Origin of the sequence: Paenibacillus sp. NRS-1760 (assembly GCF_050467785.1) — a bacterium.
In the GTDB taxonomy this organism is placed as follows: domain Bacteria; phylum Bacillota; class Bacilli; order Paenibacillales; family Paenibacillaceae; genus Pristimantibacillus.
In genome coordinates this window covers 273,037-298,331 of the sequence record NZ_JBITPK010000011.1, presented here as the reverse complement: position 1 = coordinate 298,331, position 25,295 = coordinate 273,037, and the positions used below count along the sequence as shown (strand labels likewise).

Annotated in this window: 29 protein-coding genes and 1 other RNA gene; 18 read left to right on the top strand and 12 right to left on the bottom strand. The window is 44.3% G+C overall.

What is annotated here, in order from left to right:
• The first annotated feature begins 78 nt into the window (after positions 1–78).
• On the top strand, positions 79–573 hold the full coding sequence (locus tag ACIFSR_RS15245; RefSeq protein ID WP_430058052.1) for a DinB family protein: 495 nt from the start codon (positions 79–81) through the stop codon (positions 571–573).
• 74 nt (positions 574–647) lie between these two features.
• Here ACIFSR_RS15245 and ACIFSR_RS15240 read toward each other — a convergent pair whose 3' ends face one another.
• Positions 648–1,376, bottom strand: coding sequence for an SDR family oxidoreductase (locus tag ACIFSR_RS15240; RefSeq protein WP_430058051.1), 729 nt, complete (start codon positions 1,374–1,376; stop codon positions 648–650).
• Positions 1,377–1,564: 188 nt separating this feature from the next.
• On the opposite strand from ACIFSR_RS15240, the gene ACIFSR_RS15235 reads away from it, so the two are divergent.
• Complete coding sequence (locus ACIFSR_RS15235; protein WP_430058049.1) at positions 1,565–1,912, top strand: winged helix-turn-helix transcriptional regulator; 348 nt, start codon at positions 1,565–1,567, stop codon at positions 1,910–1,912.
• Positions 1,913–1,985: 73 nt separating this feature from the next.
• Here ACIFSR_RS15235 and pepF read toward each other — a convergent pair whose 3' ends face one another.
• From pepF to ACIFSR_RS15220, 3 genes are all read right to left on the bottom strand, one after another.
• On the bottom strand, positions 1,986–3,776 hold the full coding sequence (gene pepF, locus ACIFSR_RS15230) for an oligoendopeptidase F (RefSeq protein ID WP_339203542.1): 1,791 nt from the start codon (positions 3,774–3,776) through the stop codon (positions 1,986–1,988).
• A gap of 194 nt (positions 3,777–3,970) precedes the next feature.
• Positions 3,971–4,153, bottom strand: coding sequence for a hypothetical protein (locus tag ACIFSR_RS15225; protein ID WP_339203541.1), 183 nt, complete (start codon positions 4,151–4,153; stop codon positions 3,971–3,973).
• A gap of 132 nt (positions 4,154–4,285) precedes the next feature.
• Complete coding sequence (locus tag ACIFSR_RS15220; protein WP_076266819.1) at positions 4,286–4,519, bottom strand: hypothetical protein; 234 nt, start codon at positions 4,517–4,519, stop codon at positions 4,286–4,288.
• Positions 4,520–4,660: 141 nt separating this feature from the next.
• Here ACIFSR_RS15220 and ACIFSR_RS15215 point away from each other — a divergent pair, with 141 nt between their 5' ends.
• The 3 genes from ACIFSR_RS15215 (at position 4,661) to ACIFSR_RS15205 (ending at position 6,657) form a co-directional block, all read left to right on the top strand.
• Positions 4,661–5,362, top strand: a complete 702-nt coding sequence (locus ACIFSR_RS15215; RefSeq protein WP_430058047.1) for a class I SAM-dependent methyltransferase — start codon at positions 4,661–4,663, stop codon at positions 5,360–5,362.
• An 83-nt stretch (positions 5,363–5,445) separates the two neighbouring features.
• Entirely contained in the window at positions 5,446–5,643 is a 198-nt protein-coding gene (locus tag ACIFSR_RS15210) for a cold shock domain-containing protein (RefSeq protein WP_054024152.1), read from the top strand.
• 294 nt (positions 5,644–5,937) lie between these two features.
• Entirely contained in the window at positions 5,938–6,657 is a 720-nt protein-coding gene (locus tag ACIFSR_RS15205) for a YebC/PmpR family DNA-binding transcriptional regulator (protein ID WP_339203539.1), read from the top strand.
• 126 nt (positions 6,658–6,783) lie between these two features.
• Here ACIFSR_RS15205 and ACIFSR_RS15200 read toward each other — a convergent pair whose 3' ends face one another.
• The gene (locus ACIFSR_RS15200; RefSeq protein WP_083681702.1) at positions 6,784–7,971 is read right to left on the bottom strand and encodes an MFS transporter; all 1,188 of its coding nucleotides are present in this window, start codon (positions 7,969–7,971) and stop codon (positions 6,784–6,786) included.
• Between the two features lie 134 nt (positions 7,972–8,105).
• Between ACIFSR_RS15200 and ACIFSR_RS15195 the strand changes: the two genes are divergently transcribed.
• From ACIFSR_RS15195 to pfkA, 3 genes are read left to right on the top strand one after another with little or no spacing between them, the layout of a single operon-like run.
• Positions 8,106–8,423: a hypothetical protein gene (locus tag ACIFSR_RS15195; RefSeq protein WP_339203538.1), complete on the top strand. Its 318-nt coding sequence runs from the start codon at positions 8,106–8,108 to the stop codon at positions 8,421–8,423.
• Between the two features lie 23 nt (positions 8,424–8,446).
• Complete coding sequence (locus ACIFSR_RS15190; RefSeq protein WP_430058044.1) at positions 8,447–9,529, top strand: tetraprenyl-beta-curcumene synthase family protein; 1,083 nt, start codon at positions 8,447–8,449, stop codon at positions 9,527–9,529.
• A 29-nt stretch (positions 9,530–9,558) separates the two neighbouring features.
• Complete coding sequence (gene pfkA / locus ACIFSR_RS15185; protein ID WP_076266824.1) at positions 9,559–10,527, top strand: 6-phosphofructokinase; 969 nt, start codon at positions 9,559–9,561, stop codon at positions 10,525–10,527.
• Between the two features lie 74 nt (positions 10,528–10,601).
• On the opposite strand, the gene ACIFSR_RS15180 is transcribed toward pfkA, so the two are convergent.
• The 3 genes from ACIFSR_RS15180 to ACIFSR_RS15170 all read right to left on the bottom strand — a co-directional run bounded on the left by ACIFSR_RS15180 (position 10,602) and on the right by ACIFSR_RS15170 (position 13,160).
• Positions 10,602–11,798, bottom strand: coding sequence for a putative glycoside hydrolase (locus ACIFSR_RS15180; RefSeq protein ID WP_339203534.1), 1,197 nt, complete (start codon positions 11,796–11,798; stop codon positions 10,602–10,604).
• A 228-nt stretch (positions 11,799–12,026) separates the two neighbouring features.
• On the bottom strand, positions 12,027–12,215 hold the full coding sequence (locus ACIFSR_RS15175; RefSeq protein ID WP_076267060.1) for a hypothetical protein: 189 nt from the start codon (positions 12,213–12,215) through the stop codon (positions 12,027–12,029).
• A gap of 144 nt (positions 12,216–12,359) precedes the next feature.
• Positions 12,360–13,160, bottom strand: coding sequence for a YitT family protein (locus tag ACIFSR_RS15170; RefSeq protein WP_339209686.1), 801 nt, complete (start codon positions 13,158–13,160; stop codon positions 12,360–12,362).
• A 194-nt stretch (positions 13,161–13,354) separates the two neighbouring features.
• On the opposite strand from ACIFSR_RS15170, the gene ACIFSR_RS15165 reads away from it, so the two are divergent.
• The 4 genes from ACIFSR_RS15165 to ACIFSR_RS15150 all read left to right on the top strand — a co-directional run bounded on the left by ACIFSR_RS15165 (position 13,355) and on the right by ACIFSR_RS15150 (position 16,663).
• Complete coding sequence (locus ACIFSR_RS15165; protein ID WP_339203532.1) at positions 13,355–14,971, top strand: DEAD/DEAH box helicase; 1,617 nt, start codon at positions 13,355–13,357, stop codon at positions 14,969–14,971.
• A gap of 181 nt (positions 14,972–15,152) precedes the next feature.
• A complete protein-coding gene (locus ACIFSR_RS15160) occupies positions 15,153–15,929 on the top strand; it encodes a YesL family protein (RefSeq protein ID WP_430058041.1) in 777 nt (258 codons plus the stop codon).
• A 48-nt stretch (positions 15,930–15,977) separates the two neighbouring features.
• Positions 15,978–16,160: non-coding RNA, 6S RNA (gene ssrS, locus ACIFSR_RS15155), on the top strand.
• Between the two features lie 113 nt (positions 16,161–16,273).
• Positions 16,274–16,663, top strand: coding sequence for a DUF1499 domain-containing protein (locus ACIFSR_RS15150; protein ID WP_083681704.1), 390 nt, complete (start codon positions 16,274–16,276; stop codon positions 16,661–16,663).
• A gap of 77 nt (positions 16,664–16,740) precedes the next feature.
• On the opposite strand, the gene tpx is transcribed toward ACIFSR_RS15150, so the two are convergent.
• A complete protein-coding gene (gene tpx, locus ACIFSR_RS15145; protein WP_076266829.1) occupies positions 16,741–17,259 on the bottom strand; it encodes a thiol peroxidase in 519 nt (172 codons plus the stop codon).
• Between the two features lie 102 nt (positions 17,260–17,361).
• Between tpx and ACIFSR_RS15140 the strand changes: the two genes are divergently transcribed.
• Complete coding sequence (locus ACIFSR_RS15140; protein WP_339203530.1) at positions 17,362–18,009, top strand: rhomboid family intramembrane serine protease; 648 nt, start codon at positions 17,362–17,364, stop codon at positions 18,007–18,009.
• 34 nt (positions 18,010–18,043) lie between these two features.
• Positions 18,044–18,940: a LysR family transcriptional regulator gene (locus ACIFSR_RS15135; protein WP_339203529.1), complete on the top strand. Its 897-nt coding sequence runs from the start codon at positions 18,044–18,046 to the stop codon at positions 18,938–18,940.
• A 94-nt stretch (positions 18,941–19,034) separates the two neighbouring features.
• Here the strand turns inward: ACIFSR_RS15135 and ACIFSR_RS15130 are convergent, their stop codons facing one another.
• Together ACIFSR_RS15130 and ACIFSR_RS15125 are read right to left on the bottom strand one after the other, a co-directional pair.
• Complete coding sequence (locus ACIFSR_RS15130; protein WP_430058038.1) at positions 19,035–19,715, bottom strand: zinc metallopeptidase; 681 nt, start codon at positions 19,713–19,715, stop codon at positions 19,035–19,037.
• Positions 19,716–19,750: 35 nt separating this feature from the next.
• The gene (locus ACIFSR_RS15125) at positions 19,751–20,176 is read right to left on the bottom strand and encodes a MerR family transcriptional regulator (protein WP_372238962.1); all 426 of its coding nucleotides are present in this window, start codon (positions 20,174–20,176) and stop codon (positions 19,751–19,753) included.
• Positions 20,177–20,784: 608 nt separating this feature from the next.
• Here ACIFSR_RS15125 and ACIFSR_RS15120 point away from each other — a divergent pair.
• Genes ACIFSR_RS15120 through ACIFSR_RS15110 form a run of 3 tightly spaced genes read left to right on the top strand, consistent with a single transcriptional unit; the run spans position 20,785 to position 24,006 of the window.
• Positions 20,785–22,149: an ammonium transporter gene (locus ACIFSR_RS15120; RefSeq protein ID WP_430058036.1), complete on the top strand. Its 1,365-nt coding sequence runs from the start codon at positions 20,785–20,787 to the stop codon at positions 22,147–22,149.
• Positions 22,150–22,191: 42 nt separating this feature from the next.
• The gene (locus ACIFSR_RS15115; protein WP_076266835.1) at positions 22,192–23,259 is read left to right on the top strand and encodes a DUF294 nucleotidyltransferase-like domain-containing protein; all 1,068 of its coding nucleotides are present in this window, start codon (positions 22,192–22,194) and stop codon (positions 23,257–23,259) included.
• A 12-nt stretch (positions 23,260–23,271) separates the two neighbouring features.
• Entirely contained in the window at positions 23,272–24,006 is a 735-nt protein-coding gene (locus ACIFSR_RS15110; protein ID WP_076266836.1) for a 3'-5' exonuclease, read from the top strand.
• Here the strand turns inward: ACIFSR_RS15110 and ACIFSR_RS15105 are convergent.
• Positions 23,992–24,447 (bottom strand): M67 family metallopeptidase, encoded by a 456-nt coding sequence (locus ACIFSR_RS15105; protein WP_430058034.1) that lies wholly within the window; start codon positions 24,445–24,447, stop codon positions 23,992–23,994. The genes ACIFSR_RS15110 and ACIFSR_RS15105 overlap by 15 nt on opposite strands.
• Positions 24,448–24,700: 253 nt before the next feature.
• On the opposite strand from ACIFSR_RS15105, the gene ACIFSR_RS15100 reads away from it, so the two are divergent.
• Positions 24,701–25,240 (top strand): TlpA family protein disulfide reductase, encoded by a 540-nt coding sequence (locus tag ACIFSR_RS15100; RefSeq protein ID WP_076266838.1) that lies wholly within the window; start codon positions 24,701–24,703, stop codon positions 25,238–25,240.
• Positions 25,241–25,295: the final 55 nt, after the last annotated feature.

Below are 25,295 nucleotides of genomic sequence, written 5' to 3'. Positions count from 1 at the left end.
AGCGTAAGAATAACCTCAAACACGCGCAATAAGCACAAATATGTGCTTACAGCGCCAGAAATACAAGGAGGGACTCATATGAACGACAGTTTTAATCGGGAGTGGTTAACCACTAAATTTGAAGAAATCCGAAAAAGAATGCTGAAGGCGATCGATCAGCTCGATGATGACCAGTTGAATTGGCAGCCTGATTCATCAAGTCACAGCATATCGATGTTGATCAATCACATAGATGGCAATATTGAAGAGAGAATCGTGAAAGGTATTTTACATGTAGATAATAAGAGAAGCCGTGACAATGAGTTTAAAGCTGAATATGTAAAGAAGGCAGCCTTGCAAACGATCATTCAGGATAGGCTGCAGCTGGTCATCGATACGATTCAGACGATTTCGGATGAAGCATTGGGACAAACCCAAACGGTGAGGAACCGGGAAAGAACGAACTTGGATATGCTGCATCAATGTGCTGCCCATTATTCTGAACATATGGGACAACTATTCTATATTGCAAAACTATGTTTGAAAGAGGAATACACATCCACTTCAGTGGTTCGCCCAAAGTCATACGAATAGATTACAGAACCAAAAGATTCCTTGCCATTGCTAAGGAATCTTTTGGTGTTATCAGTGCTCTACAAAACACCTGCTTAACGCAAAATATATCCGCCATCAGGGAAAAGGGTGCTTCCAGTTGTATACGCATTAGTCATTAAATAAATTGTAGTATGGGCTGCTTCTTCAGCTTGACCGATTTTGCCTAACAGATTAATTTTCGCATAGGCATCATAAGATTGGTCTCTAACTTCCTGCTCTGCACCCTCCCAGTTGAAATTCGTATGGATGGTGCCGGGAGATATGACGTTGACACGTATAGGAGCAAGTTCAACCGCCAGCGCTTTGCCAAGACTTTCGATAGCGCCGTTGCAGGCAGCATAGGAAGCGCCGCCCGCAAGCGGCCGTTGGCCAAAAGCACCGGACATGAGCACGATTGAGCCATTCGAGTTAATAAATGGAGCAGCGTATTTCACCGCATTGTACTGCGGCCAAAATTTTGAATTAAAGCAGCTGTGTGCAACCTCAGCACTTGATGTAATTGGACCTCGAACGTAGGAGGCGCCCGGTGTAAATAAATGGTCGAAATGACCGATCTGCTCGAAAAAAGACTGAAGCGCCAGTTCATTCTTGTTATCTAATGCATAGGCTTCAACATGCTCATGGCCTAAATACTGCCGTGCAGCATCCAATCTTTCTTTGGACCGGCCGGCAATGACAACCTGAGCCCCTTGCCCTATCGCTTGTTTTGCAGTCGCTAAGCCAATACCTGAGCTTCCTCCAATAATGACGATACGTTTATTTTTTAATGAAAAATTAGACATGATCATATTCTCCTTTTGCAGTCAAATCACTTCTAATGTTTATTATTCATGACAAAAACAAGACTGCCAAGTACGCACTTTGTTCGTACTTAGTACGAAAAATCGTACTAATCATAAAAAAATATAATGACTGGAACAAACGTGCGCATGCAAATAACATGCGGTATGATGATAGTGGAGGTGATACGATGATTACGGATTTGAAGGAACCGAGGCTAAAAGGTGTACTTACCACCCTTCATATGATTGGCGGGAAATGGAAGCCGCTTATATTGTTTATTTTATTAATTGACGGGACAAAACGATTTGGTGAGCTAAGACGGCTTATTCCTGAAGTCTCGCAAGGCACGCTTGCGAAGCAGCTTCGCGAGCTCGAAGAGGATGAGCTCATTACCCGTGTTATCTATCAAGAAGTGCCTCCGAAGGTGGAGTACAGCATTTCTGAACACGGAAGAACACTGACCTCGGTGCTTGACAGCATGTGCGGCTGGGGTAGGGAACATTTGGCTTATGTTAATACGAAGGAAATGAAATAATCAATCCAGTTCCTCAAAAATAAACAGCAAAAAGACCGTCAAGCAGGCTTGACGGTCTCTTTACGTATTTCGGTTATTTCGTCAATTGCTCCATTTGACCAATAAGCTCTTCAAAGACGCTCATTGCTTGCTCAATTGGCTCAGGTGAAGACATATCCACGCCGGCTTTTTTCAAGATATTAATCGAGAAGTCTTTGCCGCCGCTTTTGAGGAAGCCAAGATAACGCTCAACCGCAGGCTCGCCTTCCTCCAAAATTTGTTTGGAGAAGCTGGTTGCAGCTGAGAAGCCCGTTGCGTATTTGTACACATAGAAGCTGTTATAGAAATGGGGGATACGAGCCCATTCCATTTCAATGTCTTTATCTACGACCATACCTGAGCCGTAGTACTGAACGTTAAGATCGTAATAGATTTTGCTAAGGTCTTGCGGCGTTAACGAATCGCCTTGCTCCGCGCGCTCATGGATGATTTTCTCGAACTCTGCAAACATCGTTTGACGGAATACGGTTGTACGGAACTGATCCGCATAATAAGTGAGCAAATACATTTTTTCTTTTGGATCAGTTGATTTGTTAAGGAGATAATCCATCAACAAAGCTTCGTTTAATGTTGAAGCAACCTCAGCAAGGAAAATCGTATATTGTGCGTCGCGGTAGTTCTGATTTGTATCCGAATAATGGGAATGCAGAGCATGACCCATTTCGTGCGTCAATGTGAACATGCTGTTCAAGTTGTCATTATGATTGAGCAATACATACGGATGCGTGCCGAAAGCGCCCCAGCTATAAGCACCGCTGCGTTTGCCTTCATTCTCGTACACATCAATCCAGCCATTATCAAAGCCCTCTTGCAGCACCTTCAAATAATCCTCGCCCAGTGGCTTCAAGCTTTCTTTTACTGTTTTTTTGGCTTCCTCATACGTAATGTCCATTTTGAACTCGTCAACAAGCGGTGCGAACAAGTCGTACATATGCAGCTCATCCAAACCGAGCAGCTTTTTGCGAAGCTCCATATAACGATGCATCAGCGGCAGATGCTTATGAATGGTGTTGATAAGGTTTGTATATACTTCCTGCGGAATGTTGTCACCATAAAGGGACATATCCAGCACGGAGTCATATTTGCGAGCTTTTGCATAAAAGCTGTTTTTGGTAACGTTAGCCGTCAATGTTGTAGCAAGTGTGTTTTTTAACTTGCCGTATGTTTCGTACACTGCTTTAAATGCCTCGCGGCGTACGTCTTGGTTTTTGCTCTCAAGAAACTGTATGTAACTGCCGTGTGTCAGCTCAACCAATTCGCCTTTTTCGTTTTTCACTTTTGGGAATTTGAGGTCTGCATTGTTCAGCATGCTGAAGATTGTACCGGGAGCGGAGCTCATATTGCCTACTTGTGCAAGCAGCGCTTCCTCGTCTTTGGATAAAATATGAGCTTTCTGGCGACGCATTTCTTCGAGTGCATGGCGGAATTTGGCAACGGATTCGTTCGTTATCAATTGCTCAAGCTGCTCATCGGATAGACTGAGAACTTCAGGTGTGATGAATGATAATGCTTCGCCGGATTCCACACTTAGTTTTTTGGATTTCTCGGATAGAGCCTGATAAGTAGGTTCAGCCGTATCCTCATGATGCTTCATATTTGCATATACATAAAGCCGTTCAACATGCAGTGACAATTCGTCCTCAAGCTCGAAGCAAGCTTTAAGCTGCGCGACATCGGCTAATTTGCCTTGGTATTCGGATATTTTTTTGATTAATCCTTTTGCTTCTGCATATTCCTTGTCCCATGCCGCTTGGCTTGCAAAAATATCCTCTAGCTTCCAGCGGGTCTCAGGTGCCGATTCTGAACGTTTAGGTACGTGATTCATCGAATTCCTCCTTGGTATGGATAAGGTTGGTAAAGCATGCTCTGCATGTGCCGCGGACTCATTTGTAGCGGAAGCACCTGGCACGAGGCTTAAAACAAGCAGCAGGGGAAGCCATTTCATCCAGTTATCACCTCAGGACACAGTTTGTTTCTACTATGTCCGTACGGGATAACGAATATTCAGCTGCCTGCCGGCTAAGCTGTACCCATTGTGAAAAAAGCATATACGATCAGAAAAAACGCAAATGCAATAAATCCAATGGATACAAGTGCAAGACCTCTGCGTATGCCAGGAGGCAAGGTATCTCGTTTCAAAATAACGATGGCTCCTAGCGCGAAGGCTGCAATAATGAAAATAACTGAAGCGGTAGCATCCATTTGAAGGTAAGTCCTCCTGATTGTAAGCTGGCCTCAAAAGGCAGCATTCTAATTTTACCTATGCACAAATGCGTAACGATATGTTCGCCGCGATGTGTGAAATATCCTGCTGATTGGTTAGAAATAGACGGCTTATACTTCCTTTAGCGCACTCATAATGGATGCTAGTTCATCTTCGCGTCCAACAAAGTCGGCTGCGCGAAACCGATTCTGTGCCCAGTGAAGCATCTCAGGGCGACTAATAAAAGTATGTGTGTCCTCGCCCCATTGATCAGAAATTTCCCGAACAATAAGTGTTTTGCCTTGAACTTCAACCGTCAACATATTGTATTTGTCGGTCTTGTAAATTTCGTGTTTCTTAAACATGCGTAAATTCCACCCTTATAGTAGTTAATTATGGTATTCTTATCATCATAGCCATTATGGCGGCGGTAATCAATACGACGCTGCAAGAAGAAGCTATAGCTGTAACGAGAAAAGTTGAGACGAGCAGAGGAGAGTGCAAGAATGAGTAAACAGGGCTATGAGCAAATGGGAGTCGCTATGACTTGCAGAAGCTACGAAGAGTATTTAAGGATGTTTGATTTACAGCAGGAGGATCTTGCTAAAGGGGATATTCTTGATGTTGCAGCCGGGGGTTCGTCATTTACTGCAGAAGTAAACGAGAGAGGTTTTTCAGCAACTGCTGTTGATCCGCGCTATGGGGCAGGAATTGAGCAATGGATCTCTGAGGCAGCTGAGGAAATCGAAACATCAACAGCTAAGATTGCTAAAATTCAGGAGCATTTTGACTGGAGCTATTACGGGTCGGTTGAGAATCATCGAGCTGGACGCGAAGCATCCATTGAACGATTTAAAGCCGATGTATTAAGAAACGAGAATAAACAAATCTATATAGATGGCAAGCTTCCAGAGCTGCCCTTCAAGGAGAATCGCTTTTCACTCATTTTGTGCAGCCATTTTATGTTTTTGTATGCGAATCAATTTGGTCATGAATTTCATTCGCAGGCTGTTCTAGAACTGATGCGTATTTGTAAGCCAGGCGGTCAAATTCGAATTTATCCGCTTATTTCGCTTAACTGGGAACCTTATTCGGAACTAGATAACCTGATTGCGATGATAGCTGCTAACGGAGGGCGCACAGAGCTTGGAAACTCCAACCTTCCGTTTATCCCTGGATCTAGTCAATATTTGAAAATTTTACTTTAATTGCTTTTTTGAAATGGGATAGCTATAATAATTTTACTCGCACGTTCAAATAAAACGGCGGTCATATTTAGGAGGTTGTTCAATTGAAAGGAACAGTTAAATGGTTTAATGCAGAGAAAGGCTACGGCTTTATCCAAACAGAGGGCGGAGAAGACGTATTCGTGCATTTCTCAGCGATTCAAAGCGATGGCTTCAAATCTTTAGATGAAGGGCAAGCGGTTGAATTCGACATTACTGAAGGTAACCGCGGTGCTCAAGCGGCCAACGTCATTAAACTATAGGAAAATGTGCGAATGGAGAGGGCTCCCTGGAAGCAGGGAGCCCTTTTTTAATATGAACATATTACCATTAATAGTATTTTTAAATTCTAATGTCAGCCTTTTATAAATAATCAAAGCATTTTATATATATTTTGAAGCTGGGCTATTAAACCATCTTTGCAATACGAATTTCTAAGCCATAATCAGATCAATAGATAACGTGAAATAACCGCCGTTTGCGCTTGCTTTCATTGACCAAGACCTGTTTGCAATGATAAACTGTTGCTTGGAAACTTTGTCAGGGGAGCGAGCATAATGAAATTTAAATTGTTCAAAGACCGTAAAGGAAAGGCCGATCAGGCTAAAAATAACAAGTTCGTCAAGCTTGGACGTGAAATTTATGTACAAGCCCGCAGAGGTGGACCAAACCCAGACGCGAACTTTGGTTTGAAAACAGCGATTGCCAACGCAAGAGCGGAGCAAATGCCAAACGATAATATCGAGCGTGCGATCAAGAAAGCAGCTGGTGCAGGCGATGGCGTCGAATACGATGATATTATGTATGAGGGTTATGGCCCAGGCGGCGTAGCTATTATGGTTAAATGCTTGACGGATAATCGGAATCGTACGGCAGCGGACGTTCGTTCTGCGTTTAATAAACGTGGCGGCAATATGGGTGAGAGCGGCTGTGTAGGTTATATGTTCGACCATAAAGGATTGCTTGTTGTCGATCGTGAAGCCCATGAGACAGATGAGGATACGATGATGATGGTTTCGCTTGAAGCCGGAGCTGAGGACGTTATCGTCAATGACGACAGCTTTGAAATTTTGACACATCCGCATGAGTTCGAGCAGGTGAAAAATGCGCTTGAGAAGGAAGGCTACTCCTTCGTAAATGCTGGCGTGCGCTGGCTTCCGCAAACGATTGTTAAAGTCGACGGCGAGAATGCGGAGAAGCTGCTTAAGATGATGGATGCTTTTGAAGACAACGACGATGTGCAGGATGTATACTCCAATTTTGAAATTGTAGAATAGTATCTGCTTAAAAAAGGGCTGCTCCAAGCGTAGGTGATACGCCTTCTGGAGCAGCCTTTGTTTAACTATAAGAAATGATTTCATTTGTGACACGGAAGTCATATTGCTTGGTAGAACTAGAGCTCGTTATCGGTTCGTACGACTGAAAAAATATCTTGTAAGGAAGGCAGCCGCTGCAACCAGTGCTAAGGCAGCTCCCATGCGGAAGAAGGTCTCGCGTCCGAAATGCTCATAAATATAACCTCCGAACATGCCGCTGATCACACCGGCAAGTCCAGTCCAGACCACGGCATAAACGGCTTGGCCGGATGCGCGGAACTCGTCGGGAATCAGGTGGGACAAATAACGCAGCGCAGTTGAAAAATAAATGCCGAACGAAACGCTGTGCATGGCTTGGGTAGCAATTACCCAGCGTGGATCTTGAATATCGCTTAGCAGCCACAGTCTGACAGCATACATGATAGATGCGATCATAAGCAGCGGCAGCTCCTTAAATTTATGGCCGTATTTGCCGAGTAGAAACAAAATCGGAATCTCGCTCATCGCGGACACGAGCCATGCGAGTCCGACCAAAGAATCGCTTGCTCCCATTTGGCGCATGGTGACGGCAAGAAATCCCTCATACATACGGTGCGGGATCGAAATGGTCAAAATAATCAAAAAGAACAATAGGACATCACGCTGGCGAATAAGCTTAAAGAATCCAGAAAAATCGATTTTCCGAGCGCTTCCTTGATAGTCTCTAATTCTCGTCGTTAAGGCGAGGGTGATGGCTATGGTACAAAGCGCTAGCGGAAGCGTCCACTGTGAGCCAATTTCTTTTAGAATAAGTCCGAACGTATAAGCCGTTACTGCAAAGCCGAGCGAGCCGAATATGCGTATTAAAGCGTATGGCGTTCCGGTGTATTGACTTGATAATAGCAGCAGACTGTCACTCAATGGATTAATAGGTGTCTGAAAAAAATAAAAGCCCATCATAACAAGGCAAACAAGAGCAAAGTTTTCAATAGGGAAAAGCAATGAAATCATAACAAGCTGTCCAAATAACAGGATCATTAGCAGTTTTTTTATCGTTCTGAATTTGTCGCTGGCTATCCCAAGAAGGATATTCGCAAAGATTGATATGAACGGTCCTGTTGAGTAAATAATTCCAATTTGCTGCTCAGAGAAACCTCTATCCAAAAAGTATAACGGGATAAAGGAAACAACCATCGCAGCGGTAGAATAAGAAGAGAAGCTGTAAATTCGTAGTGAAAGTGTTTCCTTGCGTGCAGTCGAAGAGCGCTCTGCTGGCGCAATCTCAGATGTGTCCATCTTTTAAAGCTCACTCCATCTCTTTACAAAAACAATATGGTTCTCAGTATAACATGGATTAGTTATCGAACCAATGAGATTTGAAGCTGGATTATTATGAGCTGAGATGATACATTTAGAGGCGGAGGTTTACAATGGGTGCTTATCGTTTTGACTGGAATGAACGGCTTCGGATCCGTATTCCCGTGCTGGAAATGGAATGGGAGCAGTATGAAGCAGCTGTACAGCTTGCGATCGTAGAGCAGTGGGAACTCATTCGTGGGACGATCCCCGATCGCGTGAAAGAGTTTGAAGCGTTCATCAATGAAAAGCAGGCAAAGCTGTTTGAAGAAGATAGCTTTGAGCAATCCTGTATACTAAACTATGAAATTGCCGATTATGCAAGTAGGATAAACGACCTTCATATTTGGTATCGCCTAGAGCAGCAATTAGAGCCGCGCTGGCATTCATGAACGATTTTGAGGAGAGGTGCATCATGAGATTGACGACTTTGACAGGCCATCGAGTGCCCCAGAGCCCACTAAAGCTCATGCATCGCGTATATAAATATGTACTTCCCGAAGTGGCGCGAGAGCTCGAGCAACATCGCGTATTTGCACTGCGAATACCAGATGCTGAGCTGCGAACACAAGCTCTTAGCAGTATGGATAGCAAGAAGTTTCATTGCCAAGGCGGCGGAGTTTATGCAGCGGCGAACTTAGAGCACAGACATGTGCTCATACCGTTAATTGTTGCGCTGCAGACCATTAGCGACTATTTGGATAATCTATGTGATCGCAGCACCTCTCTTGATCCGAATGATTTTCGATTATTGCATCAATCGATGCTCGATGCCGTCAATCCCGAAGCTCAGCTTCAGGATTATTATGCATTTCGCGATGAAAAAGATGATGGGGGTTATTTGCATCATCTGGTGCGAACTTGTCAGATCCATGTCGCGCAATTGCCTTCCTATGGGAGTGTTCAACAGCATGTGGTCGAGCTAGTCACTTTATATGGCGATTTGCAGGTGTACAAGCATATACGCAAGGAATTGCGCGAGGAGCATTTGTTTGCATGGTGGGAGCAGCATCGAGGGAACTATCCAAACCTGAAATGGAATGAATTTGCTGCGGCATCAGGTTCGACGCTGGGCATGTTTATGTTGTTTTTAGCCGCAAGCGAGCCATGCTTATCCACGCAGGACGCTGCAGCGATCAAAAATATTTATTTTCCGCATGTTTGCGGACTTCATATCCTGCTCGATTATTTAATCGATCAAGAAGAGGATCAAGTAGGCGGAGACCTTAATTTTTGCAATTATTATGATAATGACAGTCTGCTTGTTGAGCGTCTCGGTACGATTGTGAACCGAGCGCGTGAGGATGTGAAGCAGCTTCCTGCTTCTCGTTTTCATCGTTTGATTATTGAAGGGCTCTTAGCCTTATATTTGTCAGACCCGAAGGTTCGCCACCAGGCGGATGTCAGAAATGTTTCTAGGAGGCTAATGAAGAACAGCCCGCTTACGCGTCTGTTTTTCCTTATTAACAGCATCTGGATTCGGAAACAACAGGCTTAACTATAAATAAAAAATGTGGAGGAATGACCATGTCTGCAGTCAAATCAATCGCAGTATTGACAAGCGGAGGAGATTCGCAAGGAATGAACGCAGCCGTTCGTGCTGTTGTAAGGAGTGCACTATATCACGGTTTGGATGTATATGGAGTGCAAAGGGGTTACCAAGGGCTTATCAATGACGACCTTAGACAAATGGATTTGAGAAGCGTTGGCGATATTATTCAACGCGGCGGTACAATTTTGCAAACAGCTAGATGCAAGGAGTTTATGACACCTGAAGGCCAACAGCGCGGTGCCGAAGTGCTTCGTGCTAGAGGTATCGACGGTTTGGTCGTTATTGGCGGCGACGGCTCTTATCATGGCGCTAATAAGCTAAGCAAGCTGGGCATCAAAACGATGGGACTTCCAGGAACGATTGATAACGATATTCCGTTCACGGATATTACAATAGGCTTTGATACCGCGGTTAGCATCGTAGTAGATGCGATTAACAAAATTCGCGACACGATGTCATCGCATGAGCGTTCATCCGTCGTTGAAGTTATGGGACGTCATTGCGGCGATATCGCTCTGCATGCTGGTCTAGCAAGCGGTGCGGAGACGATTCTTGTACCAGAGGTTCCTTTTGAACTGACTGAGGTTGCAGAGCGTATGAAGACGAATTTTGCCAAAGGCAAGCGTCATTCAATTATTGTTGTAGCAGAAGGTGCGGGCAAAGGTGAAGAGGTAGCAAGACAGATTACTGCTAATAGCGGAATTGAGCCGCGTGTAACTGTACTTGGACATATTCAACGCGGCGGTACGCCGACGGCAATCGATCGTATTCTAGCAAGCCGTCTTGGTGACTTTGCCGTTAGACAGCTAATGGCTGGCGATTCAGGCAAAGGCTGCGGCGTTGTTAAAGGCGAGCTCGTAACGACTGATATTGATCTTGTTGTCAATACGAAGAAACCATTTGACACGGATATGTACGAGCTGGCACTTCGTTTGTCCCAATAAAAATAAATATAAAAAAAGTCCACCGCCGCTTAATAAGCGAAGGTGGACTTTTTTGAGTTTAAATATGATTTAAGCTAATTATAATCTACGTTAGGAGTGTATTTGTTTCCGGCATTCCATAGCAGAAACTCCTTGATGCCAGTTTCTTTCAAAGCTCTAATCTGAGCTTCGACTTCCGTTTTGCCATACTTCACAAAATGACCAGCGCCTAACCAGCTTGCAGTGAAATCTTGAATCCACGGGCGAATAATCGGTTTAACCTCCGTACCCGGATCAAGCTTCTTATGCGTATCGAGCATGGCGCCTTTTATAGTCTCATATGGGCTTTTGTCAGGATCCTTTTGTTTAAACCATCCTGTACTATAGTGACTGGGATAAACCATAGGTGAAATGACATGCACATCATTTGAAATTTTCACAAAATCTTGGCCAATGCCTTCGGCTGTCGGTACGGATGCCGCATAACCAAATATATCTACCGAAACCCTAACACCGAGCGGCTGCAGCTGTTCTCTAGCATATTTGACAAATCCAGCGACTGTGTCCACGCGGCTCTGATCAGCCTTGCTGAAGGTTAGTGTATCTGATTTGTTATCAAAGCCCTCTGGGAACCGAACATAGTCAAATTGGATTTCCTTAAAGCCAAGCTTTGCTGCTTCCTTGGCGACAGCAATATTATAATCCCATACTTCTTTGCGATAAGGATTTACGAAGCTCTCACCGCGATTGTTTTTCCATATCGTTCCGTCTTGCTGGAGGAAAGACAGCTCAGGCTGCTTTCGCGCAAGCACCGTATCCTTGAAGACTACAATTCTGGCTATCGGATAAATATTATGTTTTTTTAAAGTAAGCATAAGTTCATTGATATCTCGGATATACTTCTTCGAAGCGCCAACCTCTAGCAGTTCGGGTGTTGTAGTAGGATATGTAATGTAGCCGTTGTCATCTTTAATATCGATTACCATGCTATTGAGGTCCGTGTCGTCAAGCAGCTTTAAAAGTGATTCCATGCGCGCACCGCCTGCGCTGTGAGCAGTTACATAGATTCCTTTGATCGGCGGTGTTTCAGGCTGCGGGTCTTTTATGATGAGTCCATCGTGATTTTTCCCTGAGAGTTCGCCTCCATTTGCAGCTGCATCCGGATCAATGATGGTTTGGCCAGCTGCGGAATTTAAGTATGCAATTGCTAGCTGCTTCACTGCGGTGTTATGCTCTCCGCTTCCAGTGAGCAAGCTGTACAGCAGCAGCAATGTTGAAATGATGTTGTCCATTTTGCTCTCTCCCCGTTAGCTATTCTGTTCAAATTATAAAGCAGATGGCATGTCTGGGTCATTAACTTTTTTACAATTGTCATAAAACTCATATTGAAAATTTGCTAAAAAGCTGAAATAATGACTTGCGAATAGGGGATTATCGACACCGTTTTCCTGCAAAACAAACAAAAGCCAGCCGAGTGTGACTCGACTGGCGCATAAATAATCCGTGTGTGTCCCGCATTGTCATTGTAACAAAGCTTCTCTCTGCTGATTGCAAATACTGTGCTGCACAATTTCCATTGCGTCAGCAGGCTCTAATACTGCAAGACCGTCACGCAGCACAATGCTGATGTCCAATTCGCGTTTCGTAAGAAAAGGACTGAGCTCTGGGGCTAGCTTCTCTACAATTTGAGACAATTTGACCGTTTCCATATCCACCTGAGCCTCACCCTTTCATATCTAATGTTTAGGGGAAATCATATGGCAAGAAACCAAACTACGGGATACAAACATTATATCAGGATCATTTTCAAAAACATAGGGATACGGTGTAAAATCCATACCTGCGTATATGATTTAGTCTTTTGGCTTGTAAAAATCGCCGATGACACCAACCGTTTCTACGATGTTAATGAATGCACGCGGGTCGATGGTGGTAATCGTTTTGCAAAGCTCTGCTATTTCATATTTCGTTCTTACAGTCATCAGCATATCGCGATCACCCGAAGAATATGCACCGCGTGTTTTTATTATTGTAATTCCGCGCGGGTGCAAGAGCAGCTTTGCGAGCAGCTCTTCGGTTTTGGTCGTGATGATGAAGGCCGTAAGTTTAATATGCCTCACGTGGATGAGATCTACTACTTTTCCAGCGGAAAAAATAGCGACGAGCGAGTATAAGGCTAAATTCCAGTCCTTCGTAAACAAAATCAACACTGCAATGACTACGCCATTCAATAAAAATATAATCATGCCTATTGGCCAATCGTGTTTACGCGTTGCAATCGAGGCAATAATATCGAAACCGCCTGATGAGCCGCCGTACCGAAGTGTTAAGCCGCTGCCAAACCCGACTATAATCCCGCCGAATACAGCGCCAAGCATAAGGTCATCCGCAATTTTCATGACGGGTATGATCTGTAAGAACACCGTAGAGGCGACAACGGTGTAGACGCTCCATATAATAAAGCGATGACCTACGATAAACCATCCCCATAATAGCACCGGCACATTGAGGATAAAATAAAGCAAGGCGATGTTTCCGCCCGTAATATAGCCGACCATCATGGAAATACCAGATATTCCACCGCTAAGCAGCTGGTGCGGAATTAGAAAAAAATTGAAGCCCAGTGCGATAAGGAAGGCGCCTATCGTCATCATTGGGATTGTAAAAAGGTAACGCAGGGAATGCGGATTCAATAAAATCGCTCCAATGCAACCGACTTGTTTAATTCCTTTATTTTGGCATGCTTAGTATGGCTTAAATTGGTTTGCTGGTATTCATGATTGATTGTGTGCTATAATGATTTGGATATTCTTAAGTAGGCTGCAGATAAAAGGAGTTTGAGAAAAGTTTGAAAACATTTGCTGAATTTGGCTTGGAACCAAAAGTGTTACAAGCAATTACCGAACTTGGATTCGAGGAATCTACCCCGATTCAAGACAAAGCTATCCCTATTGCTATGGCGGGACAAGATTTAATTGGCCAAGCACAAACGGGTACAGGAAAGACAGCGGCATTCGGAATTCCGCTCATTAACAAAATTCCGACAAGCGAGGAACGCATTGTCGCATTAATAATGACGCCAACCCGTGAACTCGCTATTCAAGTGGCTGACGAGATCGGGAAGCTAACAAGGTACAAAGGTCTTCGCTCGTTGCCGATTTATGGCGGACAAGAAATTGGTCGTCAAATCCGTGCATTGAAGAAGAAGCCTCAAATTATTATCGGTACACCAGGACGTTTGCTTGATCACATCAACCGCAAAACAATCCGTCTTGAAGATGTACAAACCGTTATTTTGGATGAAGCAGATGAAATGCTTGATATGGGCTTCATGGAGGATATTCAATCTATCCTTAAGCAAGTGCCAGACGAGCGTCACACCATGCTGTTCTCTGCAACAATGCCAGCAAACATTCAGAAGCTTGCACAGCAATTTCTGAAAAACCCTGAGCATGTTTCAGTTATTCCAAAACAAATCACAGCTCCACTTATTGAGCAATCTTATATTGAAGTGCATGAGCGCCAGAAGTTCGAAGCGCTTAGCCGCTTGCTTGATATGGAATCCCCTGAGCTAGCTATCATTTTCGGTCGTACAAAACGTCGGGTTGATGAGCTTAGCGAAGCGCTTCAAAAACGTGGATATACTGCAGACGGTTTGCACGGCGACTTGTCGCAGAACCAACGCGACAGCGTAATGCGTAAATTCCGTGATGGCAGCATCGATGTATTGGTAGCGACTGACGTTGCTGCTCGTGGCCTTGATGTATCCGGCGTAACGCATGTTATCAACTTTGACCTTCCGCAAGATCCTGAGAGCTATGTTCACCGTATCGGTCGTACAGGCCGCGCAGGTAAAGAAGGTACAGCTTGGTCATTCGTTACACCTCGTGAAACGGACCACTTGCATTTCATCGAGAAAGTAACGCGTCAGAAGATGAATCGCAAGCCGCTTCCAAGCATCGCAGAAGCGATTGAAGGCAAACAACGCGTAACAGCTGAACGTCTTCTTGAAGTCGTTCAAAACGAAGAGTTCTCTGAGTACAAAGCGATTTCGATTCAATTGCTTGAGCAATATGATTCCGTTCACTTGCTCTCAGCAGCAATTAAATTGCTGACTGGCGAGAAGAAAAACGTAGAAATCGAATTGACACCGGAAGATCCGCTTCGCGCGAAAAAACGCAAGCCGGACATTCGTTCAAACGGTCGTCCATTCAACCGCAGCGGTTCGTCCTCTTCATACGGCGGCAATCGCAGCAGCAGCACTGGCGGCAGCGGTGGCGGCGGATATCGCGGTCGCGATGACAGACGCAGCAGCGGCAGCAGTACTGGCGGCAGCTCACGCGGTGGCTATGAGTCCCGTGGCGGCAGCAGCAGTGGCGGCGGCTACGCTGGTAAAAGAAGCAGCGAAGGGCGTCCAGAAAACCGTCGTCCAAAAAGCTCTTCCGACGGTTATGTAAATAACTAATAATCGTTTCCCTTGTATAACCAAAAAAATCGAGGAAGTCCGTGATCCCTAACGGGCATCTGGACGACCTCGATTTTTTTATTATTATTCTATTGGTTGTCTTATTACAAAACAGATATACGAATTCCGCTATACTTTGTAGTCTAGTGGGAGTAATCTTACTTTTCTGGAGGCAGATCCGATGGAACCAAAGGGGCTAATGGGTGGGTTTTACCGAATTTCGGAATGGATCATGAGATTGGCAGTTATTAATGTTTTGTGGTTGATCTGTTCGATTCCATTCGCTTTTTTTGCATGGGGATTGGTTTTGTCACAGGATGTCAATCAAATCTATTCCGCTCTTATTGCGATGGCAGTCGTCGCGCCGTTCTCCTTATTTCCAGCAACAGCAGCTATGTTTGCGGTTGCGCGCAAATGGGTAATGGGAGAGAGTGACGTTGCGCTGTTCAAAACGTTCTTCCGCGGATACAAGGAAAATTATAAGCAAAGTATGCTAGGCGGTATTATTTATACGATACTGCTTGCAATTATGGTTGTTGACTTTATCGTATATCGTGAACAATTGAATTTGCTTTCATACATTTTCATTGCATTTTTGCTGCTGTTAATCGTATCGTTATTTAATTTTTTCTCTATGCTTGTCCACTATCATATGAAAACGTTTCAATTACTGAAAAACGCTGTTCTCATTACGATCGGCAAACCTTTTCGTTCGCTTTCAACAGCGATTATGAGCGGCGCGGTTATGTATTTCAGTACTAGATTCACTTTTCTTATTCCTTTCTTTATGGGCAGCATCATCGCTTACCTGGCGTTCTGGAACTTCAACTTGATTTACCAGAAGCTTCAAGACCAAGCGGAGAAAGCGCGTTTGGCAGAGGAAGAAGAAGCGGAGAAGGCAGCTGAGCTAGACCGTATCGATTTGGTTAAAGAAGATTCGAGCGACTCCAGTAAATAACAGCCCATCAAAGTTTACTTTTTCTTTTGTTCAGTCTATAATAAGCAATACCTCCTGCGATGCTCGTTACGGCTTTACGCTGTTTTGAACCAATGGCTGTTTCACGGGAGACCAACATCGAGACGCAGCTGACATGCCCCCGAAAGGGGATCTCAAAAGCGGTTCTGCGGTCACCCACCTGCGTAAGCGGGTTCAGAAACATGTGAGTCGGACGGCATAGGCGGGTTCTCATTTTCAAATAAAGAGCATTTGCTGGTTAAATCCAGTGATAGCTCTTTTTTCATGGGACAAATCATGGTATCATATAGAGTAATGTACATAGATGCCGGAGGGGGAGATCGTTGTTGTTGAAGCGGACCTTGATCGGGCTGCTGCGCAGTCATGAACAGACGGGCGACAGGGCTAAGGATCCAATGCTCAAATCTCATTTCTACAAGCTGTCGAAAGATAAGGCTTGGGAAGAAGTGATATCGACTCTTAAGAAAATGCAAGGATATAAGGTGCTTCATGAGGTGCAATCCGTAGGGGAGATTGTGCTGGAGAAGCGCACAGCATTTGGAAGAACGATGGACATTACCGTTTCCGTTATTAGCGTAAATCCGCTCCAATCAGCTGTCGATATTTATTCAGCATCCCGCGGCTCACTAGGGGATCTTGGTTCTAATTACAGAGTCATTATGGATTTATATCGTACGCTTGATAAGAAGCTAGCTGCATTTAAAGTAAATAATTAATTCATAAACAAAGCGAGGAAGGGTAGCCTTCACTCGCTTTGTTTGCAATAGTGCTGAAAAACTTCTTTGTTTTGAATTTACACGAGTGCTTTTACAGCGTTGATTGCTTGCTCGTAATTCGGGTGCTCTGTCATTTCAGGCAAATATTCAACATATTGGATCGTATCATTAGCATCGATAACGAAGATCGAACGTTGATCCAAACCAAGTTCTTTAATATATACGCCATATGATTCACCAAAGCTATGCGCTTTGTAGTCAGACAGCAGCACAACTTTGTCGATACCTGCAGCACCGCACCAGCGTGCTTGTGCGAACGGTAGATCAACGCTGACAGTTAGGACAACAACATTGTCGCCTAGTTCGCCAGCAGCTTCGTTAAAGCGACGAGTTTGTGCATCGCAAACGCCAGTGTCGATTGAAGGCACAACGCTGATTAGTTTGATTTTACCGGAGTAGTCCTTGAGGGAAACATTTTCAACAAGTGATTTGTTAAGATTGAAATCTGGGGCTTTGTCCCCTGCTTTAAGTTCTGGACCTACTAATGTGATCGGGTTGCCTTTGAATGTGGCAGCTCCATTACGTTCTTGTGTCATTTGTAAATTTCCTCCTCTAAAAGATATGGTCAATACCAGATTTATTATAATCGTTATGAAACAACCTTGTCCAATTGTTGGATTGAGAAAGGGGATGTACTCGTGATCTTCTTGCGATATGAGAGCTTTCGCTCTTACTTAAAGATGTATCCCGTAACATCAATATTAATTTTATTGAATATTATTTATTTTATTGTCGTATTATGGAATGGCGATCCTAATGATTCCTTGCATGCATACCAGTATGGTGCTTTTGCTACTGACCCTGTGAACGATCCATTTGGATTAGAACAGCCATGGCGTTATATAACAAGCATGTTCATGCATGCGGGATTTGAGCATTTGCTCTACAATATGTTTGCATTGCTCGTGTTTGCACCGCCGCTAGAGTATCTGCTTAAACAAACGAGATATATTATATTTTATTTGCTTTGTGGAATTGCGGGAAATGCGATGAGCGCTTTCGTAAATGTGCTGCAAGACGATCTTAATGGTCATATAGGTGTAGGAGCCTCTGGGGCAATTTACGGCGTGTATGGCGCCTTTCTGTTCATATCGTTGTTCCGCAAGGCTCAGCTTGACGAGAGCTCTCGTAAAACGGTGTACACGATATTAATATTTGGGGTTATTTATTCGATTGTAGTAGCCAAAGTGGATTTATGGGCACATGTTGGCGGCGCTCTTGCAGGCTTCTTGCTCTACCATTTCTTTGACCGAATAAAGACTCAAAAGAAAAAGCGATACTCATAAAAACTATGTAAGTACGGGAGAGAATTGAACCGGTATGGAACTTCGTCAGCTTCATTATTTTGTAAAAGTAGCGAAAAAAGAGCATGTAACGCAAGCAGCGGAAGAGCTGCATGTGGCGCAATCTGCAGTAAGCCGGCAGATTCATCAGCTTGAAGAAGAGCTTGGCGTAAAACTGTTCGTTCAAAAAGGTAGAAATTTGCAGCTCACACCAGTCGGTCAGCTTTTTCTAAAGCGGGCTGAAGTGATATTGGCTGATCTGGAACGTGCTGTCATTGAAATACATGAATTTCTTGACCCCGAGAAGGGTGAAATTAGACTGGGCTTCCCGCATAGTCTTGGGATCTCATTAATTCCACAGGTTGTGGCAGCTTTCCGCAAGCTCCATCCGAATGTGAAATTTAAATTTAAGCAGGGGATGTATCCTTCGCTTATTCGTGATATGGTGAAAGGCGAGATTGACTTGGCGTTCATATCTCCTTTCCCGGATGAACATGAATTCGTTTGCGGCCAAGTATTGCTGACAGAGGAGCTATATGCGATATTGCCGCCAGGGCATCGTTTATCGGACAAAGCATCGATTGAACTGAAAGAGCTGGAGCATGAGACGTTCGTGTTGTTTAGCGAAGGGTATTCTCTTAGGCCGATCGTATGGGGAGCTTGCCAAGAGGCAGGTTTTACACCGAAGATTGGTTTTGAAGGGGAAGAGACGGATACGATTCGCGGTTTGGTAGCCGCTGGGATGGGCGTAAGTCTTCTTCCAGAGATGGCGCTTCACTATACAGGGCCATTGCAGCCGACTAAAGTTAGGGTGATTGAACCTCAGGTGACTCGTACTATCGGACTTATCCAGCGTTCAAATGAGAAATTGCCTTTAGTTGCGAAGGTGTTTCACGGTTTTCTGCTTCGTTATTTCCAGAACACGATAAAATAGATAAAAGAATAAATAAAAGAGGAGCAGTTCCTGTTGGTCGATGAAGACCGAAGGGGAACTGCTCCTCTTTTGTTTAGCTATAAGACACGTAAGCTTATTCCTGACGGCTGCTGCCTACGAAGATTAAGATATATCTGACAAGCTCCAGCAAGGACAAGAGAGCCGCTGCTACATACGTTAAAGCCGCTGCGTTAAGCACCTTTGCAACCCCGCGCTCCTCATCATTCGTTATGAACCCTTCAGCAACCATAATGTCTCTAGCTCGGTTGCTCGCATTAAATTCAACCGGAAGTGTAATGACCTGAAAGGCAACTGCTACTGAGAAAAATATGATGCCAAGCCCAATTAGGTTGAGTGCTGAGAATAGAATACCGGCAATAAATAAAAATGGTGCTACGCCAGATGCAAAGTTCACGACTGGGAATATACGATGTCTGAGCACGAGCATTGGGTAATGCTCCGCATGCTGTATGGCATGGCCGACTTCGTGACAAGCGACTGAAATCGCTGAAATTGAATTTTCATAATACACAGGCTCCGACAAACGTACAACTCGGTGAATCGGATCGTAATGATCGGTCAGTGTACCGCGTACTGGCTCGATCGGTACATCATGAAGTCCGTTAGAATCAAGCATTCTTCGTGCTGCCTGGTAACCGGTTAAACCACTGTTCGCTTGAACTTGCGTCCATTTTTTAAACGTTCCTTTGACTCGGAATTGAGCCCAAATTGTTAGTATAAATGCAAGTACGATTAAAACATAGATAAACGCCATTGAGTCATTCCTCCAATTTTTGATGAAATGTATAGCTACATGAGGGAGCTTTTGTTAATGAGAAGCATGAGTGCCTCTATGCAAGCTGCGGTTTGCGGCATAAGACGCGTGTAGAGGTGATTGGCTTGACGAGGCTTGAGCTTCTTAATAACAGGCTCTAACTCCTTCACTTCACGCTCGAGCTGGCTTAGATGGTACTGCAAGTCCGTAAGCTTACGTGAGACCTGCTCCTCAGGTGTAATCTTGCTCCAGCTTTCAATTGTGGCCTTAATCTCATCTAATGTATATTTATCTTTTTTCATCTGTTCAATACGTTCCAGACGCTGCAAAGTTTCATCAGAATAGAGGCGATAGTTTTTGGCGGAACGCTCTGCAGGCTCTATTAGACCGATTGAAGTGTAATAATCAATGGTTCGTGCACTGATTTGCGCAAGCTTGGATAGTTCTCCGATACGATACATTTTCAAATCCTCCATTCGTTCAAAATATAAGTAAACTAGATTCCGCTTGCGTACTAAGCTTATGTTTCATCTCATTCTGAGATGATGTGTCGACAAAGAACAGGTTTGTTGTTTTAGCTAGTCATGTCTAAAAGAACATCATTACCTATTGAGGTGAATTTCACAATCACCATCTTATGGGAAAACGTATAACTATTGTTCCTCTAATGATAATAGGAAAGTAACCATACAGTCAAACGTGTTACATGACTATACAATTTTAGTGTCAATTTTTTAATTTCGACAGGGCACTTTCATGTGTTTCTTCTATATAACGCAATTTAGGTGACATGAAACGGGTGTGAGTCATAGTGATTTTCGCTTTTAACTAGAAAAAGTAGGAACCAATACCTATATAGAGTGAAAATGCGAAGAATAAGGAGTTTCAACTGACGATTTTGGGGTTGATTTGCCTCATTTCTTAACGTTCGTGTTAGATTATATGCCGAACGTTTGATTTTTTTTATAAAAATAGTTAAAACGTATTGTCAAATTGAGCACTACTGACTATAATGACATTAAGTCTTTCTTAACGTGTAAGGAAATATAACATTTAGGGAGTGGTCGTAATGATTAAGAAAACGATGTTAGCTTTAGGAATCTTCACCTTATTGTTCCCGGTAATGGCGTTTGCAGAGGATCCTTCCGCAGCAACGTTGAACATGGGTCTCAACTCTCTATGGGTTATGCTCTCATTCATTCTTGTTCTTCTCATGCAAGGCGGTTTTATTCTTCTTGAAACAGGCTCAACACGGATGAAAAATGCTGGTCACGTTGCTGGCAAAACGATTTTCACAACGGGTTTGGCAGCACTTATTTATTGGGCTTTCGGCTACGGCATCGCATTTGGCGGCGATAGCGGAATTAACGCATTGATCGGCTGGGGTAATTTCTTCTTCGATCCATCCCTAGCAGCTGGTGAAGGCGAGAGCTATCCAAGTACTGTATTCTTCTTGTTCCAATTAGCATTTGCAGCGGTTTCGCTTTCCATAGCATGGGGCGGTTTTGCAGAAAGAGCTAAACTTTCAGCTTATATCGTATTTACCGTATTCTTCATTGCCATAATCTACCCTGTAGTAGCTCACTGGATCTGGGGCGGCGGCTGGCTCGCTGAAGATGGAGCGCAAGATTTTGCTGGCTCCACGGTTGTTCACTTAACGGGTGCGCTTGCAGCATTTGCAGCGACTGTATTACTTAAACCTCGTATTGGCAAATTTAACAAAGACGGCTCTGCGAATGAGATTTTGGGACATAACCAAGTATTCACAGCACTTTCTGTATTGCTTCTATGGGTGGGCTGGTTTGGGTTCAACGCAGGCAGCACGGTAGCGATTGGCGATGGATTTTTTGGATATGTAGCATTCAACACGATGCTTGGAGCAGGCGCAGGCGGCGTGGCAGCACTTCTTATCTCTTGGGCAGTAACAGGCAAAGCTGACATTACGGCTATGCTGAATGGTACGCTAGCAGGTCTAGTTGCAATTACAGCTTCTTGTGCTTACGTCGCTCCTTGGGCGGCAGTCGTAATCGGTTTAGTAGCTGGCGTGCTCGTGTTCTACAGTGTGAAATTTTTCGAGAAAGTTAAAGTTGATGATCCTATCTATGCTCTATCTGTACACGGCGCGGCTGGTGTGTGGGGTACGCTTGCCAACGGTATCTTTGCAACACAAGAACTAGCTGATAAAGTAGGCGTAGGTACAGGCGGCTTGATCGACACAGGCAGCTGGAAGCAACTTTGGGTTCAATTCGAATCGGTAGTAGTCGTTGGCGCATTCGTACTCGCTGCATCATTCCTTATTCTAGGTATTATGAAGCTTGTGATGGGCTTCCGCGTAACAGAAGAGCAAGAAATTGTCGGTCTTGACCTGAGTGAGCATGGAGCTTATGGTTATCCTGAGCAAATGAAAAAAGCTGGTCAAAACATTCAAGGCTAATAGAAGATACGCGATGGACTGACCGAAAGGAGAGAGCGTCGCATGAGTGATCCGGTGCGATTGCAGCTGCTTAAGCAGATTGGTTCAGCTGATCATGTGGATAGGCTGCGAAACTTGCGGGATCAGGTTCACGAGCATATGGAGGCTCTTCTCCCAACGCGTCCAGTCGAACAATTTAATGAACAATTAAATGAGGTGCACGACGCGGTGATTCAGCGCTCGATTATCCTCGCAGAAGCGGAAATGGCACGGAGGGGGAATGGTTCTCCCCCCGTGCCTTACGCATATGTATTGTTCGGCAGCGGCGGTCGGCAAGAGCAAACTTTGTCAAGCGATCAAGACAGCGGAGTTGTCTATCAGGATCCAGTGGCTGATTCAACAGAAGTTAAGAACTATTTTTTGAATTTAAGTGCACTCATTGTAAACAATCTCCAAAGTGTAGGTTACCCACCTTGTGAGGGCAATGTGCTAAGCAGCAACTCCGACTGGTGTTTGTCCATTTCGGAGTGGGGCGTTAAACTCGGTGCTTGGTTTGAGGAGCCAGCTTGGGAGGCAGTGCGCTATTTGCTTATTATCGCTGATGGCCGCTGTATTTACGGTGATTATAAGCTCGTTGAACAGCTTAAAGAATTGTTTTTTATTGATATGCTTAACCACCAGATCATCCTGCAGCGGATGCTGGATAATACGCTTCGGCATAAGGTGCTGCTAGGCTTTTTTGGCCAATTGCTAAAGGAGCAGTATGGCGAGGAAGCGGGCAGCTTAGATATTAAATATGGCGCCTATATTCCTATGGTTAATTCGATTCGGCTATTATCCATACAAGAAGGCATCCGTGAAACCTCTACGCTTGAAAGAATTAGAATGCTTGTAAAGGCAGGGAAGATGTCATCAGCTGACGGGGCTATTTATGATCAAGCTTTTCGGATTTTTCTCCGGCTCCGTCTAATGACGACTGAGAAAAATGCTGATGGCTTATATGCCAACAATGGAAAGCTGTCGAGCCATAAGCTTACGAAGGAAATGACGGATGAGCTTAAGAGCGGACTGCGTCTTGGCAAGAGGCTGCAACGAACGGTTTTTAAGCAAACAATGGGCAGGTTTACGTAAGGCGGTGGAGAAATGAAGGAACAAAAAGGCGTCGGTCGCATGTGGAACCTATACAAAATGGGAGGATTTACGCCTGCCATCGCTTCTATGCTAGGCTCGCAAAATGCGCAGCAAATGGCGTTTATTCGGAATGTCAACAAAGAGCAGCGCAAGCAGTCGATGTTCGATATGCCTCTTCGAGAGCTGGAGGTCATTGTTTTTGATCTGGAGACAACAGGCTTTTATCCGAATAACGGGGATGAAATTATTTCATTTGGCGCTGTATTGTTTCGAGATGGCGAGCTTGTTGAAAGTGAAACCTTTTATAGTCTCGTGAATCCTAAACGAAGAATTCCGAAAGCGATAGTCGAACTAACCGGCATTACGAATGAAATGGTTCAGGATGCTCCTGATTTGATGCAGGTGCTTCATGATTTTATGGAGTTTGTCGGCAGAAGGCTGCTTATCGCTCATGCTTCCGGCCACGATAAGCAATTTCTGAACGCGGCATTGTGGAGGACGTCAAAGATTAATTTGAACCACAGAGTGCTGGACATGATGATGGTGGCCAAATGGCTCGAGCCCAATCTGGAAGGATACAGTCTCGATGATTTGCTTGAGAGCTGCTGTATTCCAATTACAGAGCGGCATCATGCTTTGCAGGATTCAATCATGACAGCAAAGCTGTGGCGGAACTATTTGACGCGTATTTTGGAACGAAATATTACGACACTCGGCGATCTGTATGCCTACTTAAGCAAGCACTAGCTGCAGTGGAATAAATGAACCTTCCGAGCGGCGATAGGGCTTAACGTCAGGCGATTTCGTGTTTTCCAGTGAAACAATCCAATAGGAAAGCTCCGAAGCGGGCAGGAAACCGTCAGTGTCGCTAGAAGACGGAATAGCCTTTGTACGCGGATGCGAATGAAATAAGCCGACAAGCGTTTGTCGGTTTTTTTGCATGTCATAATAAGCAGCGGTCCACTCGGTCGGGTCAAACGAGAACGAATGCATGGGATCGTTATGATTATTAGTTATGGGGATAACGATATCTATTATGGCTTCATTTTGATCAGCGGCAATGGAATGTAAGGATTGGCTGCTTGCCATAATGCCGCATGCCTCTAAAGGTTGAGCATCCGCACATATTTGAATAAGCCGCTCGAATGCCGATTTGGTTATGCAGCCACGCGTTTGGTTTGTTTCCAACACAATGCCTCCTTTTTTATAATGCGAATGAATTAAGTATAACGAAATAGGCTTAAGTCCGCTAACTTCGATAAGGCTGGGTATGAATAATACTCAACTTACCCATAATAGTCGTCAGAGAATAGATAAGAACCATTTCTTTAAAAATGACGTTTTGATGGCTAATTTGTCCTGTGTATTGAGCTTCTATACGGTGCATGATACCATGAAGCGATATAGGCATTTGAAAATGTGAAAAAAAGGATGGAACCTCATGAAGCGTGTCGCAGCACTATTTACGATTGCGTTGCTGTTTGCAGGATTAGCTGTATTTCAATATAAAAATGATGACTCTGATTCAGCAGCGATAGCAGCCACTTCAGTTGATTTTAAGCCGAAAGCGGGATTTCAAGCGACAACCTTTAAACTCCCTGATCTTGATGAGAAGTCCTATGAAATAGGGGGTAAACAGGATAAACTGACTTTCGTTAATTTCTGGGCATCTTGGTGTGGACCTTGTGAGCTGGAAGCGCCGGATCTACAGCGCCTGCATGAGCAATACGGGGAAAAAATTTCACTCGTTGGCGTTAATGCTACGAAATTCGATAAAGAACGGGCAGCTAGAGACTTTGTCAAAGAATATGAGTTCACGTTTCCAATCTTAATGGATCGGGTGGGCGATGTGACGAAGCAGTATAAGGTAGATACGTTTCCAACAACGTTCCTTATTGACAGTGAGGGTGTCATTAGGGAGCGGATCAATGGCGTCATTCCTTATGCGGAGTGGGAACGCATGATTGAGAAATGGATGTAGTAGGCAGCAACAACAAAAAAAGAGTCGAGCAGGCGTGAACAGCCTGTTCGACTCT